General features: G+C 59.5%; 12 protein-coding genes, 1 pseudogene and 1 riboswitch. Of the genes and pseudogenes, 9 read left to right on the forward strand and 4 right to left on the reverse strand.

Annotation, left to right across the window (positions count from 1 at the left end; all coding sequences use genetic code 11):
* The 6 genes from MOV76_RS35400 to MOV76_RS35425 all read left to right on the forward strand — a co-directional run.
* Positions 1–738 (forward strand): HAD-IC family P-type ATPase (locus MOV76_RS35400; protein ID WP_247266280.1); only part of this gene is annotated, 738 nt, incomplete at its 5' end.
* Positions 739–901: 163 nt separating this feature from the next.
* Positions 902–1,126: riboswitch (cobalamin riboswitch) on the forward strand.
* Between the two features lie 264 nt (positions 1,127–1,390).
* Positions 1,391–1,612: a glutaredoxin-like protein NrdH gene (gene nrdH, locus MOV76_RS35405; protein WP_018243700.1), complete on the forward strand. Its 222-nt coding sequence runs from the start codon at positions 1,391–1,393 to the stop codon at positions 1,610–1,612.
* Positions 1,613–1,626: 14 nt separating this feature from the next.
* The gene (gene nrdI, locus MOV76_RS35410) at positions 1,627–2,031 is read left to right on the forward strand and encodes a class Ib ribonucleoside-diphosphate reductase assembly flavoprotein NrdI (RefSeq protein ID WP_018243699.1); all 405 of its coding nucleotides are present in this window, start codon (positions 1,627–1,629) and stop codon (positions 2,029–2,031) included.
* On the forward strand, positions 2,010–4,214 hold the full coding sequence (nrdE, locus tag MOV76_RS35415; RefSeq protein ID WP_247266281.1) for a class 1b ribonucleoside-diphosphate reductase subunit alpha: 2,205 nt from the start codon (positions 2,010–2,012) through the stop codon (positions 4,212–4,214). The genes nrdI and nrdE overlap by 22 nt, the downstream gene beginning before the upstream one ends.
* An 87-nt stretch (positions 4,215–4,301) precedes the next feature.
* Entirely contained in the window at positions 4,302–5,276 is a 975-nt protein-coding gene (nrdF, locus tag MOV76_RS35420; RefSeq protein ID WP_247266282.1) for a class 1b ribonucleoside-diphosphate reductase subunit beta, read from the forward strand.
* Between the two features lie 104 nt (positions 5,277–5,380).
* Positions 5,381–6,601, forward strand: a complete 1,221-nt coding sequence (locus MOV76_RS35425; protein ID WP_018243696.1) for an adenylate/guanylate cyclase domain-containing protein — start codon at positions 5,381–5,383, stop codon at positions 6,599–6,601.
* Positions 6,602–6,605: 4 nt separating this feature from the next.
* Here the strand turns inward: MOV76_RS35425 and queE are convergent, their stop codons facing one another.
* The 4 genes from queE to MOV76_RS35445 form a co-directional block, all read right to left on the reverse strand.
* Entirely contained in the window at positions 6,606–7,334 is a 729-nt protein-coding gene (gene queE / locus MOV76_RS35430; protein ID WP_018243695.1) for a 7-carboxy-7-deazaguanine synthase QueE, read from the reverse strand.
* The gene (gene queD, locus MOV76_RS35435) at positions 7,331–7,687 is read right to left on the reverse strand and encodes a 6-carboxytetrahydropterin synthase QueD (RefSeq protein ID WP_018446446.1); all 357 of its coding nucleotides are present in this window, start codon (positions 7,685–7,687) and stop codon (positions 7,331–7,333) included. The genes queE and queD overlap by 4 nt, the downstream gene beginning before the upstream one ends.
* Entirely contained in the window at positions 7,687–8,397 is a 711-nt protein-coding gene (gene queC / locus MOV76_RS35440; protein ID WP_247266283.1) for a 7-cyano-7-deazaguanine synthase QueC, read from the reverse strand. The genes queD and queC overlap by 1 nt, the downstream gene beginning before the upstream one ends.
* 184 nt (positions 8,398–8,581) lie before the next feature.
* On the reverse strand, positions 8,582–9,634 hold the full coding sequence (locus tag MOV76_RS35445) for a LacI family transcriptional regulator (RefSeq protein WP_018446447.1): 1,053 nt from the start codon (positions 9,632–9,634) through the stop codon (positions 8,582–8,584).
* Positions 9,635–9,942: 308 nt separating this feature from the next.
* Here MOV76_RS35445 and MOV76_RS35450 point away from each other — a divergent pair, with 308 nt between their 5' ends.
* The 3 genes and pseudogenes from MOV76_RS35450 to MOV76_RS35460 form a co-directional block, all read left to right on the forward strand.
* Entirely contained in the window at positions 9,943–11,202 is a 1,260-nt protein-coding gene (locus tag MOV76_RS35450; RefSeq protein ID WP_047623007.1) for an ABC transporter substrate-binding protein, read from the forward strand.
* Positions 11,203–11,316: 114 nt separating this feature from the next.
* On the forward strand, positions 11,317–12,270 hold the full coding sequence (locus MOV76_RS35455) for a carbohydrate ABC transporter permease (protein ID WP_065277141.1): 954 nt from the start codon (positions 11,317–11,319) through the stop codon (positions 12,268–12,270).
* A pseudogene (locus MOV76_RS35460) lies at positions 12,267–12,422 on the forward strand (carbohydrate ABC transporter permease); the annotation flags it as partial. The gene MOV76_RS35455 and the pseudogene MOV76_RS35460, both read left to right, overlap by 4 nt.

Genomic DNA, 12,422 nt, shown 5'->3' on the forward strand with positions numbered 1-12,422 from the left:
GCCTTCGAGCTTGAAGCGCTGCCGGGCAAGGGTGTCAGCGGCAAAGTCGGCGGTGAGGCGCTGGATCTGCTGTCGCCGCCTGCCGCCCGCGAGCGCGGGACGCTCAGCGTGGAACAGGATGCACGCATCACGGCGCTGAACGACGAGGGCAAGAGCGTGTCGGTACTGCTCGTCAACGGTGTTGCGGCCGGCCTGATCGCCATGCGTGACGAGCCGCGTGAGGATGCCGAGGCCGGGCTCGCTGCGCTCAAATCAGCAGGCGTCAAGGCGATGATGTTGACGGGCGACAACAAGCGGACGGCAGCAGCCGTTGCCGGCATGCTCGGCATCGACTGGCGCGGCGAGATGATGCCGGAGGATAAGCAGCGGGTCGTCGGTGAATTGAAGCGCCAGGGCTTCATCGTCGCCAAGGTCGGCGACGGCATAAACGATGCTCCGGCGCTGGCCGCTGCCGATATCGGCATCGCCATGGGCGGCGGCACCGATGTGGCGCTGGAGACGGCGGATGCTGCCGTGCTGCACGGACGCGTTGGCGACGTGGCGCGGATGATCGAACTTTCCAAACGCACGATGCGCAACATCCTGCAGAATATCACCATCGCACTCGGGCTGAAGGCGGTGTTTCTGGTGACGACGATCGCAGGGATCACCGGGCTCTGGCCAGCGATTCTTGCCGATACCGGCGCCACCGTGCTGGTGACGATCAATGCACTGCGGTTGCTTCGGATAAAAATATGAATGTCGTTTGAGGAGCCGGCTTCTGCCGGCTCTTTTTATGATGGGTTCTCCACAGCGCTTTTCCGTTAACGCTTCGTTATCCACATCATACACAGCGCGGCGATTCGTTGCCGCCATTGCTGCGCCGCCACAACAACTTGTTGACGTCATGATCGATTCGCGTACCATATCTAGTGTTCGAGGTTCCGTCGATTCGTGAGGATCGGCGGCTAAGACGGGAATTCGGTGCGCTTCGCCATCATGGCGCGGCAATGCCGGGGCTGCCCCCGCAACTGTAAGCGGCGAGCAACTGTCCGATTTCAGGTCACTGGAGCATGATGCTCCGGGAAGGCTGGGCAGGCGCTTTGACCCGTGAGCCAGGAGACCTGCCTCGAACGAAACGTCCACGGGCGGGGTGTCCGGAAGGTCGCGTTGCATGGCTGCGGGGAATCTCCGCATCGCGTTTCGCAGGCCCGAACCTCCGCATGAGCCACTTCGGGGTGAAGTCATGTCAGAATTTCAGTTCAGGCCGCCACCCACTAGAGGTAGAGGGCGGAGTACGCCCAGCGGCTAAACAGCCGCACAGCTCAAAATCATCAGAGAATTTTTCGACGGATATCGACAGATTTCCGATCGATGTCCTGCGCCCAATCGCATCGTCACGAGGAATATCATGACCATTACCGTCTACAGCAAGCCTGCCTGCGTCCAGTGCACTGCCACCTACCGCGCCCTCGACCGTCTGGGCGTCGATTATGACATCGTCGATATCTCGCAGGATGCCGAAGCGCTCGATCGCGTCCGCAGCCTCGGCTACATGCAGGCGCCTGTCGTCATCGCCGGCGAGCAGCATTGGGCGGGCTTCCGTCCCGACATGATCAGCGCGCTCTCCTGACCTGAGGACAAGCGATGGGCCTGATCGTCTATTATTCCAGCCGATCCGAGAACACCCATCGGTTCGTCGCCAAGCTCGGTCTGCGCGCGGCGCGCATTCCGCCAGGTGGCGCAGACGCGTTCCATATCCGCGAACCCTTCGTGCTGATCGTGCCGACCTATAGCGGCGACGGCGGCAAGGGTGCCGTTCCCAAGCAGGTGATCCGTTTCCTCAACGATGCGGAAAACCGAGGACACATCCGCGGCGTGATCGCCGCGGGCAACAGCAATTTCGGCGAGACATACGGGCTCGCCGGCGACGTGGTCTCGCAGAAATGCCAGGTGCCGTACCTTTACCGGTTCGAGCTCATGGGTACCGAAGACGACGTCGCCAAGGTCAAACACGGAATGGAACGATTTTGGACACGGGAACAAACCTGACGCGGGATGCGGGCGCAAAACCGCATCAAACTTTTGCTCAGCCCGCCGGGGAAAGGCCGCCGAAGGCAGCCGAAACCCTCGACTATCACGCGCTGAACGCGATGCTGAACCTCTATGACGATGAGGGGCGGATTCAGCTCGACAAGGATCGTTTGGCGGCCAAGCAATATTTCCTCCAGCATGTGAACCAGAACACGGTGTTCTTCCACAATCTGAGGGAAAAGCTCGATTACCTCGTGACCGAGGGATATTACGAGCAGGAGGTTCTCGACCAGTATTCCTTCAATTTCGTGCGGGATCTGTTCGACCAGGCCTATGCCAAGAAATTCCGTTTCCCGACCTTCCTCGGCGCCTTCAAATATTACACCAGCTATACGCTGAAGACCTTCGACGGCAAGCGCTATCTCGAGCGCTATGAGGACCGCATCTGCATGGTGGCTCTGGCCTTGGCGCGCGGCGACGAAGGCCTTGCGCGCGACATGGTCGACGAGATCATTTCCGGCCGTTTCCAGCCGGCGACGCCGACCTTCCTCAATGCCGGCAAGAAGCAGCGCGGCGAACTGGTTTCCTGCTTCCTGCTGCGCGTCGAGGACAATATGGAATCGATCGGCCGCTCGATCAATTCGGCGCTGCAATTGTCGAAGCGCGGCGGCGGCGTGGCGCTGTCGCTGACGAATATCCGCGAGGCAGGCGCGCCGATCAAGCATATCGAGAACCAGTCCTCGGGCATCATCCCGGTGATGAAGCTGCTCGAAGACAGCTTCTCCTATGCCAACCAGCTCGGGGCGCGGCAGGGCGCGGGTGCGGTCTATCTCAATGCCCATCATCCCGATATCATGCGCTTCCTCGACACCAAGCGCGAAAATGCCGACGAGAAGATCCGCATCAAGACGTTGTCGCTCGGCGTCGTTGTGCCCGATATCACCTTCGAGCTCGCCAAGAACAACGAGGATATGTATCTGTTCTCGCCCTATGACGTGGAACGCGTCTATGGCGTGCCCTTCACCGAGATTTCGGTGACGGAAAAATATCGCGAGATGGTGGCGGATGCCCGCATTTCGAAGAAGAAGATCAAGGCGCGCGAATTCTTCCAGGTGCTTGCCGAAATCCAGTTCGAGAGCGGTTATCCCTACATCATGTTCGAGGACACGGTGAACCGGGCGAACCCGATCGCCGGGCGTATTTCGATGAGCAATCTATGCTCGGAAATCCTGCAGGTGAGCGAGGCGAGCGAATATAATGACGACCTTTCCTACAAGCATCTCGGCAAGGATATTTCCTGCAATCTCGGCTCGCTGAATATCGCGGCGGCAATGGATTCGGCCGATTTCGGCAAGACGATCGAGACCTCGATCCGGGCGCTGACAGCCGTTTCCGACATGAGTCACATTTCCTCGGTTCCCTCGATCGAGAAGGGCAATGACGAGAGCCATGCGATCGGCCTCGGCCAGATGAACATGCACGGTTATCTCGCCCGCGAGCGTATCTTCTACGGCTCCGAGGAAGGCGTCGATTTCACCAATATCTATTTCTATACGGTGACCTATCACGCAATCCGCGCCTCGAACCTTTTGGCGGTCGAACGCGGTACGAGCTTCAAGGGCTTCGAGAATTCGAAATATGCCTCCGGCGACTATTTCGACAAATATACAGAGCAGCTCTGGGAGCCGGCGACGGAGACGGTCAGGGCGCTGTTCGAGACGTCAGGCATTCACATTCCGACGCAGGAAGATTGGGCCACGTTGAAGAAGGCGGTGATGGCCTCCGGCCTCTATAACCAGAACCTGCAGGCGGTTCCGCCGACGGGGTCGATCTCCTATATCAACCACTCGACCTCCTCGATCCATCCGATCGTCTCGAAGATCGAAATCCGCAAGGAAGGTAAGATCGGCCGCGTCTATTATCCGGCGCCGTTCATGACCAACGACAATCTCGACTATTATCAGGATGCCTACGAGATCGGGCCGGAGAAGATCATCGACACCTATGCGGCGGCGACCCAGCATGTCGACCAAGGCCTGTCGCTGACCTTGTTCTTCCGCGACACGGCAACGACGCGCGACATCAACAAGGCGCAGATCCATGCCTGGAAGAAGGGCATCAAGACGATCTACTACATCCGCCTTCGCCAGATGGCGCTGTCCGGCACCGAGGTGCAGGGCTGCGTATCCTGCACCTTATGATTTGATTGCGGCTGACGCTGCAAGAAGCGGGAGGGTTCCGCAGTTCCCTTCGCCATGCAGACGCTGACGCCCGAAAAGGACCACCCGATGAACATGCAAATCAAACCTGCGTCCCGCGTGCGCGCCATCAATTGGAACCGCATCGAGGACGATAAGGATCTCGAAGTCTGGAACCGGCTCACCGGCAATTTCTGGCTGCCGGAAAAGGTGCCGCTTTCGAACGACATTCCGTCCTGGGCGACGCTGACGCCGGTCGAGCAGCAGCTGACCATTCGCGTCTTTACCGGTTTGACGCTGCTCGACACGATCCAGAACGGCGTCGGTTCCATCCGGCTGATGGAGGATGCGGTGACGCAGCATGAGGAGGCGGTACTTTCCAACATCTCCTTCATGGAGGCGGTGCATGCGCGCTCCTATTCCTCGATCTTCTCGACGCTGTGCTCGACGCCTGACGTCGACGATGCCTATCGCTGGTCGGAGGAGAATGAATTCCTGCAGCGGAAATCGGCGCTGATCATGGAGCAGTACGGCTCCGACGATCCGCTGAAGAAGAAGGTCGCGAGTGTCTTCCTCGAAAGCTTCCTGTTCTATTCCGGATTCTACCTGCCGATGTACTGGTCGAGCCGCGCCAAGCTCACCAACACGGCCGACATGATCCGACTGATCATCCGCGACGAGGCGGTGCACGGCTATTATATCGGCTACAAGTTCCAGCGCGGGCTGGAGCGGCTCGGTGAGGAGAGAAGGCAGGAGATCAAGGATTTCGCCTTCGAGTTGCTGCTCGAGCTCTATGACAACGAGGCTAGATATACCGAAGCGCTCTATGACGGCGTCGGGCTGACCGAGGACGTCAAGAAATTCCTGCACTACAATGCCAACAAGGCGCTGATGAATCTGGGCTATGAGGCGCTGTTCCCGGGTGAGGCGTGCAAGGTCAATCCGGCAATCCTGTCAGCGCTTTCGCCGAATGCCGACGAGAACCACGACTTCTTCTCCGGCTCCGGTTCCTCCTATGTGATCGGCAAGGCTGTCGCGACCGAGGACGAGGACTGGGATTTCTGAGGCTTGATCGCAGTCTCCCTCTTATCATTTGCTCTCTCATCGCCCACATTCAGCGGAAACTAAATTTGGTCCTCGCCTGTGACGTGGCGTAGCGGGAGTTTTTGATGTCGTCTTTTTTGAGCAAGGCCGGGACTGCCGTCGAGGCGGGCGAAGGCGTCTGGCCGGTCCGCAGAAGACGGATTCTCGACTGGCTGGTGAACGAGACGCGCGGCGAGCGGTTCATCGACAATATCCTGGTGGAGATGTGCGAGAAGCTTTTGGCATCAGGAGTGCCGGTGGCGCGGGCGACATTGCATTTCAGGATGAACCATCCGCAATGGATTGGCGCCCGCATCCTCTGGAAGGAAGGCCTGGCCGAGGCGAAGATCAACACATTTGCCTATGGTATCGAAAATACGCCGGAGTTCCTGAAGAGTCCCGTCAACGCGATCCATCAGGGGGCGGAGGAGGTGCGCAAACAGCTGGAAGATACAGCCGACGACGAGGATTCATTCTATCAGGAACTGCGCGACGACGGTCTCACGGAGTATATCGCCTGGCCAGTCGAGCACACTTTCGGCAAACGGCACGTCGCGACATTTTCCACCAGCCGGCCGGGCGGTTTTACGAACGAGCATGTCGATTTCCTGCGCGATCTGCTGCCGGCACTGACCCTCGTCAGCGAAATCCGGTTGAAGAACATCATGGCGCGCACGCTGCTGCAGACCTATGTCGGACCGCATGCGAGCGAACAGATCCTGTCGGGCGTCACGACGCGCGGCAGCGGCGCGACCGTCGGTGCGGCAATCATGATCTGCGACCTGCGCGACTTTACTGAGATTTCCGATCTCTGGCCGCGTGACGATGTCATCCATCTGCTCAACGATTACTTCGACGCCATGTCGGATCCGATCGAACGGTATGGCGGAGAAATCCTGAAGTTCATGGGCGATGGATTGCTGGCGATCTTCCCGCTGAGCAAGGACACGGCCTGTCACGATCTGCTGCAGGCGATCCGCGAAGGGCAGGCGCTGATGGCGCAATTGAACCAGCAGTATGCGGGCAACGGACGCGAACCGCTGCGCTACGGCGTCGGCGTGCATGTCGGCGACGTCATGTACGGCAATATCGGCTCGCGCCGGCGGCTGGATTTCACCGTCATCGGCCCGGCGGTCAATGTCGCCTCGCGGCTTGAAACCTTGACTAAGGAGGTCAAGCGTCCGGTACTCTTGTCGCGGGCCTTTGTCGAAATGGCGGACTGCGCGAAAGACATGGACAGCCTCGGCACCTTCCCGCTGCGCGGGCTCGGCGAGCCGGTCGATGTCTTCGCCTTTCCGGAGCGCTAGAAACTTATACTCCTCGCTTGTTACCCCAGAGCAGCACATGCAGTTGGGGTAGTACGCGTACCGCAAACCATTGGTCGGCCGTCACCCTTTCGACAAGCCAGTGCATCCGATCCATCACGCCGTCGATATCAATGCGTGCGTCCTCGTCATCGGGCGGCGGCGGCGTATGATTGCCGGGCTGAAGGAACAAGGGAATTTGGGGATAGCGCCGACCCGCGCGCTGGGCGAATTCGTAGTCGGCATCGTCGAAGACGACAATCTTCAATGCGACCTCCGGTCCGCCGGCGGCCAATTGAAGGCAGTGATCCACCTGGTCCCAGTCCGTCAGCATTCCGCTTGATGGCGGTTTGGGGCTGATGACCAGGATATCGAGATCGCGAAACCAAGCCTGGGCCACACTTCCCTGTGTTTCCAGTGCAAAGCGGTATCCTTGGGAATGGCCGAGTTCGATCAATGGCCTTAAGGGCTGTATCGCCGGATTGCCTCCGGAGAGAGAAACCGTCAGGGGCTTGCCCCCCGAGAGTTCCGTGACCTTATGCCAGACCGCCTCAGTGGACATGGGAATCCATTGATCCCGGAACGCGCTGTCGACCGCGTGAAGACTGTCGCACCAGGAACACCTGAAGTCACAGCCGCCTGTCCTCACGAACACCGTCGGCAGCCCGATCAAGGCACCTTCACCCTGTATGGTCGGGCCAAAGATTTCGCTGACGCGAATGCTCCCCACGCTCACGGCCTGTACTCCGCCCAGGTTTTGGGGGTCTCGCTGACGCGAACGGATGAGGTCTCTGGAAAGCGCTGCTTGCACCAGTCGTAAAAGTGCCTTGCCAGAAATTCCGAGGTGACTTTCGAATGGCCGAAGACGTCGTTCAGGTGACGATGATCGAATGTTTCGTCGATATAGCGCTTGAGTGGCGAGAGGTCGTGATAATCACGAACGAAGCCATCATCATTCAGGCTTTCCGCAGCCAGTTCGACGATGACGATGTAGTTGTGACCGTGAAGCCGAGCGCATTGATGGTCGGCAGGCAGGTGATCCAATTGATGGGAGGCGGAGAGATGAAACTCCTTGGTGATGCGGTACATCAACGCACCTCCGTGACCGAGTATCGCGACACGGCCGCTTTCCAGAAATCGCGGTCTTCGTACTCCGTGGGATCGGGAACACCGGCAAGATGGAAAGCTTCACGGCGTTCCACGCAGGTTCCGCAGCGTCCACAGTGAAGCTCGCCGCCTTTGTAGCAGGACCAGGTCTCCGAAAACGGCGTGCCGTGTTTCGCGCCGTCAACAACGATCGCCGCTTTGGAAACATCGACATAGGGGGCAAGCAGTTTCACGCTGGCATAACCTTCCAGCGCTTCATTCTGCATGCGCTGGAAAGCATCGATGAAGCCCGGTCGGCAGTCCGGGTAGATGAAGTGGTCGCCGCCATGCACGGCGACGGCAACGGCATCTGCCTTTTGCGCCGCAGCCAGACCGAACGCAATTGCCAGCATGATGGCATTGCGGTTCGGCACGACGGTGGCTTTCATGGTCTCCTCGGCGTAGTGGCCATCAGGAACCTCGACATTGTCCGTCAGGGCCGATCCGCTGAGATGACCGCCGATGCTGGCGATGTCGATAATATGATGGGGAACGGAGAGCCGTGAGGCACAGCTGGCGGCGAAGTCGAGTTCCTTGCGATGCCGTTGGCCGTAGTCGAATGAGACCAGGCCGATAAGTTGCTTTTCCGTCGCGACCTTGTGGGCAAGCGAAACGGAGTCCAGTCCGCCTGAGCAGACGACGATGGTTTTCATATTTTGGATCCCTTGTTTTGACCGGGTGGGCTGCGACCGGATTACGCGGTGCTTCTAGGACAAATCACGCGTCATGGAAACAGTTTTGAAGCGTGAGCGTCATTTCGGAATGAGATGTCGTTGATTTCACTGGGGTTTTCATGGCTTTTGGGTCTGATGCCAACGCTCCCCACAGCCGGGTAGCCTAACCGATCGGAAAGTTGATCTGCGGCGGCAGAAGAAGCTGCAGATCCTGGGCGTCCGGATTGTTGATGCGCTGCAGCAGCATGCGTCCCAGATCCTCGCCGGCCGCCGTCAGGTCCTCGTGGATCGTGTCGACCTTCGGCTGCAACTGGCTGAGAAGGCGGGACGTCTCCTTGGCGACGATATCGTAATCGACGGCGAGTATGCGGCCGGCATCGCTCATGCCGCTGATGACGGCAAGCGCCGAAACTTCGCCGGGGCAAATGAAGCCATCCGGAGCATCCGGGGCAGCAGCGCGACTGCTGATGAAGTCGCGCAGCACGCCTGCTGGCGTATCGAGATCGACTGCCTCGGGGATCTCATAGGCGATGCCCGCCTCCCGCACCGCCGTCATGAAGCCATGCAGGATATGCTGGCAGAAGGTCAGCCGTTTCGGCGGCAGGATCACCGCCACCTTTTTGCGGCCCTTGGTGATCAACCGGCGCGTCGCCTCATAGGCAAAGGTGAAATTGTCGTAGTCGACATAGGGGTGAGGCGTCGAATATTCGGTGCGGCCATGACAGATGAAGGGAAAGCCGGTCTCGAGCAGCAGGCGGACGCGGGCATCGAGCGGTTCGGTGCGCGTGAAGATCAGCCCGTCGGCGAGGTGATTGCGGATGATATATTCGGCGGCCTCGATATCGGTCGTCGACAGGAAGTTCGGGGCGACGACAAGATGGTAGGAGGTCTCTTTCAGCGCCTTGGCGATGCCGTACATGATCGAGGTGCTGAAGCCGACCACTTCCTCGTGCGAATCGAGCAGGATAGCGATGACATTGGTGCGGCCGGTCTTCAGGCGCTGCGCGGCCCGGTCAGGGAGATAGCCGATCTCGCGGGCGATGCGGTGCACGCGTTGACGGGTCTCGAGCGAAATCTGCGGCGCATCGGAAAGCGCCCGTGACACCGTCGTCACGGCAAGGCCGGCGATCGTGGCGATCGTTCGCAAGGTCGGCTTGCCGCGCTTATGCGTGATATCGAGATTTTCGCCGCGCTGCGGTCGGGACGGTTCGGTCACCCTTGGCTTTCCATGCTGGAATTGCCGATACCATAACACGATGAATCCGGCGTGCAATCGACGAATGAAAACGTTTTAAATTTTAACGTTCTGTTAGTCACGGATTAAATATGAATTATATTCAGTAACTTACGGAAATAACCATATTTTTCTCGAGAGTCGAGAAAGGGCTTGACGACAGGAGGCTTATAACGTTTTAAATTGTCAACCGCGCGGAGGAGTGCGGCCGTATGCTGACTGCTGCAATGGCGGGAAGCATCGGGCGGCAGGGAGGGTCCCGCCGCCGATTTGCAAATGGGAGGAAATTCATGCGCAAGTTTTTGAGCTCGGCAGCTATTGCTGTCGTGATGATGGCTGGCCTCAGTGCTGCCCATGCCGCCGACGTGAAGGAAGTGCAGATGCTGCATTGGTGGACGTCTGGTGGCGAGGCAGCGGCGCTGAACGTATTGAAGCAGGATCTTTCGAAGGAAGGTTTTGCCTGGAAGGACGTTCCGGTTGCCGGCGGTGGCGGCGATGCGGCGATGACGGCGCTGAAGGCGATGGTCGCGGCCGGCACCTATCCGACGGCCTCGCAGATGCTCGGTTATACCGTGCTCGATTATGCCCAGGCCGGCGTCATGGGTGATCTGACCGAGACGGCGAAGAAGGAAGGCTGGGACAAGTCGGTTCCGGCAGCGCTGCAGAAGTTCTCGGTCTATGACGGCAAGTGGGTTGCTGCTCCCGTCAACGTCCACTCGGTCAATTGGCTGTGGATCAACAAGGCTGTGATGGACAAGATCGGCGGCACCCAGCCGAAGACCTTCGACGAGTTGATCGCACTGCTCGACAAGGCCAAGGCCGCCGGCGTCATCCCGCTCGCCCTTGGCGGCCAGAACTGGCAGGAAGCGACGATGTTCGATTCCATCGTGCTGTCGACCGGCGGTCCGGAGTTCTACAAGAAGGCCTTCAACGACCTCGACGAGGAATCGCTGAAGTCCGACACGATGAAGAAGTCCTTCGACAATCTGGCGACGATCATCAAATATGTCGACCCGAACTTCTCGGGCCGCGACTGGAACCTGGCGACCGCCATGGTCATCAAGGGTGACGCGCTGGTGCAGGTGATGGGTGACTGGGCCAAGGGCGAATTCGTCGCCGCCAAGAAGACGCCGGATACCGACTTCCTCTGCTACCGCTTCCCCGGCACCGACGGCAGCGTGGTCTACAACTCCGACATGTTCGGCATGTTCAACGTCCCCGACGACCGCAAGGCTGCCCAGGTGGCGCTGGCAACGGCAACGCTGTCGAAGAGCTTCCAGTCGGCCTTCAACGTCGTCAAGGGTTCGGTGCCGGCCCGTACCGACGTTCCCGACACCGACTTCGACGCCTGCGGCAAGAAGGGCATCGCCGACCTGAAGGCAGCCAACGAAGGCGGCACGCTGTTCGGCTCGCTGGCGCAAGGCTACGGCGCTCCTCCGGCCATCGCCAATGCCTATAAGGATGTCGTCTCGAAGTTCGTCCACGGCCAGATCAAGACCTCCGACGAAGCCGTCAAGCAGCTCGTCCAGGCAATCGACGACGCCCGCTGAGGCCACTGTCGACTAAAAATGCTTCCCCGCCTGCTTGCGGGGAGGCTTCAGGCTCCGCGCCGATCATGCAGGGACGATCATGCGGGGCCGATTTTGGGGAGGAGATGACATTCCATGAGCACCGTTGCGACCACCGATCCGGTTTTGACACCGAGGCAATCGACGGCGATCTCGTTGAGAGGCCGGCTGCAGGATGCGCTGCCGAAGATCGTGCTGGCGCCGAGCTTCGTCATCACCATCATCTTCGTCTACGGCTTCATCGTCTGGACGGCCTATCTGTCGTTCACCAATTCCAAGACCTTTCCCTCCTATGCGCTGACCGGCGCGCGCGCCTATCAGCGGCTGTGGCGCTGGACCTTCGAGAGCGATCCGCCATCTTCCTGGTACACCTCGATCACCAACATGGCGATCTTCGGCTTCCTCTATGTCGGCATCTGCCTGGCGCTCGGCCTGTTCCTCGCCATCCTGCTCGACCAGAAGATCCGCGGCGAGGGGCTGCTCCGGCCGATCTTCCTCTATCCGATGGCGCTGTCCTTCATTGTCACAGGCGTTGCCTGGAAATGGTTCCTCGATCCCGGCCTCGGGCTGGAACAGACGCTGCACCATTTTGGCTGGACGAGCTTCCACTTCGACTGGATCAAGAACAAGGACTTCGTCATCTACACCGTCGTCATCGCCGGCGTCTGGCAGGCGTCGGGCTTCGTCATGGCGATGTTCCTGGCCGGCTTGCGCGGCATCGACGGCGAGATCATGAAGGCCGCCCAGATCGATGGCGCTTCCGCCTTCCAGCTCTATCGGCGCATCGTCATCCCGCTGCTGCGGCCGATCTTCCTGTCGGCCTTTATCGTGCTCGCCCATATGGCGATCAAGTCCTACGACCTGGTGGTGGCGCTGACCTCCGGCGGCCCCGGCGGCTCGGCCTGGCTGCCGTCGAACTTCATGTATGAATACACCTTCAAGCGCAACGAGATGGCCGTCGGTTCGGCCAGCGCCATCATCATGCTGATGACGATCTCGGCAATCATCGTTCCCTATCTTTATTCCGAACTGAAGGAGAAGGCGCGATGAGCAGCGTGACCTCTCCGATAGCAACCTCGCAGAGCGGCAACAACAACACCCGCTGGATCGGCCGCACCGTCATCTACGGCCTGCTGCTGGTCTTTGCCGTCCTCTATCTGATGCCGCTCTTCGTCATGCTGACCACCTCGTTCAAGACCATG

Origin of the sequence: Rhizobium sp. PRIMUS64 (genome assembly GCF_023006465.1) — a bacterium.
Lineage (GTDB): Bacteria > Pseudomonadota > Alphaproteobacteria > Rhizobiales > Rhizobiaceae > Rhizobium > Rhizobium leguminosarum.